This window comes from Microcoleus sp. AR_TQ3_B6 (genome assembly GCF_036702785.1).
Taxonomy (GTDB): domain Bacteria; phylum Cyanobacteriota; class Cyanobacteriia; order Cyanobacteriales; family Microcoleaceae; genus Microcoleus.
On sequence record NZ_JAUBVJ010000224.1, the window covers coordinates 1 to 1,927 of the forward strand.

Below are 1,927 nucleotides of genomic sequence, written 5' to 3' on the forward strand. Positions count from 1 at the left end.
GTGGCAGAGTTGAATTCCGGGGCACTGACTCGAGAGAATAGGCAATCATCTGCAGCCGGTGTAGGCGGCGTTGGTGTTGGTGGAGGTGTAGGCGGTATTGGTATTGGTGGAGGTGTAGGCGGTATTGGTGTTGGTGCAGGTGCAGGTGTAGGCGTTGGTGCAGGTGTAGGCGTTGGTGCAGGTGTAGGCGTTGGTGCAGGAGTGGGTGCAGGCGTTGGTGCAGGAGTGGGTGTCGGAGTGGGTGGCGGTGTCGGAGTATTGGTGAATTCAAAAGCGCCGATATCAACGATCGCACTTCCGTTACCATCACCATCTTGAGGGCGACTCACACCGCGCTGATCCTTTGCCGGCGCGCCCGCACCAGTACCGGTATCAATTGCCGGACTTCCTGCTAGCAGCGGCAGCACAAAAGCACCGTTAATATTTTCCAAAAGACCGAGTTTCGGATCGACGATCTTCACACTTGCCGTAACATTATTGTCGTTAAGGTCCCCCGTCGTGAGTTTAACGGGAAATTGTAGATTATTGCCCCCGTCAATTAGTTCCCGTCCAGTTTGCTGTTTAACCTTAAAAGGATTACCCGCCGTATTGCTATCAAAAATTGAATTCTTCACAGTAATTGGCTGTTGTCCAGGATTGTTAAAGGTAGCAATAGCTCCCGAAAACTCCCCAGCGCTATTCTTAGCAAAAGTCGAATTGACGATGTTAGTCGAAAAGGAATCTTTGTTACCGACAACCATCCCCCCGCCCTGCTTAGCAGCACTGTTGCCGAAAAAGGTACTATTAACAATGCTGACATTTCCATTTTCTCCTAACCACAAACCGCCACCGTTATCCTCAGCTTTATTATTAGCAAATGTGCAGTCTGTTACTGTCAAATCGACATTGCCGTGACGGACGGCCCCTCCAGAACCGCCGCTACCTGATGAGTTTTGGACAGCTTGGTTATTAATAAAAGTGCTGTTTTCCAAAATTACTTTATCTTGGAAATAACCAAATAAAAAGGCTGCTCCTCCTTCTCCTGTCCCGATATTGCCATCAAAAACGCTGTTGCGGATGATAACATTTCCGCCAACAGAATCAGGGGTTGCATTGGGTCCCAAAATATTAGCGCCATCGACATAAACTGCCCCGCCAACGCCTTTATTTATGCGGTTGCCGGTGAATTTAGAGTTTTCGATCGTCAGGCTGCCCAACAGGTTATTAACAGCACCGCCGTAGCTGCCTTTGTTGTCGGTAAATTCGCTATCTCTGATAGTCAGAGAACCACCGCTTTTAGTTGCGATCGCGCCGCCACCGCGTTGGGTATTGTTAGCCAAAGAACCGTCATTGCCGCTAAACTTGCTGTTAATTACAATCGTCGTGCTGCGAAAACCCGTGTAAATGCCGCCGCCGAAGCCGGCAACATTATTGTTGACTTGACAATTGTCTAAAGTTAAAGTGCTGTTACCTCCCGTTTGAATGCCGCCGCCGCTGCTAGTTGCCTCATTATTCGGATCGGTTCCAGAAACTTTGCCGTTGGCAACAATCAGGTTTTTTAGAGTAACATTGGTTGAACCTTGGGTGAGGATCACCCGCGAAGTGTTGTTGCCACTGATGGTTAAATTGCCAGCATTAGTTGCATCAATTGTCAAGTTTTTATTTATGACAAGTTGACCGTTCGAGAGAGTAATTGTTTGGTTGGCAAGACTGGAGGCAAATTGAATGGTATCGCCGCTCGCAGCAGAGGCGATCGCATCTCTCAAGGAACCGGGCCCGCTATCATTATTGTTGGTAACGGTAACAGTCGCTAAAGTCCCTCGGTAATCCGCTATTGCCTGTGGATTAAGAGCTAAGGGCGCTTCAATATCCCCTTTGGCAAACTCCAAATTCCAGTTACCACCGCGGCCAGTGCGATCGCCAGATGCTGCAATATCAGCCCCCGTTA

1 protein-coding gene is annotated in these 1,927 nt (G+C 49.0%); it reads right to left on the reverse strand.

Annotation, left to right across the window (positions count from 1 at the left end; translation table 11 throughout):
• Positions 1–1,927, reverse strand: a 1,927-nt coding sequence (locus tag QUB56_RS36800) for a choice-of-anchor Q domain-containing protein (RefSeq protein ID WP_332961287.1), incomplete at both ends; no start/stop codon positions are given.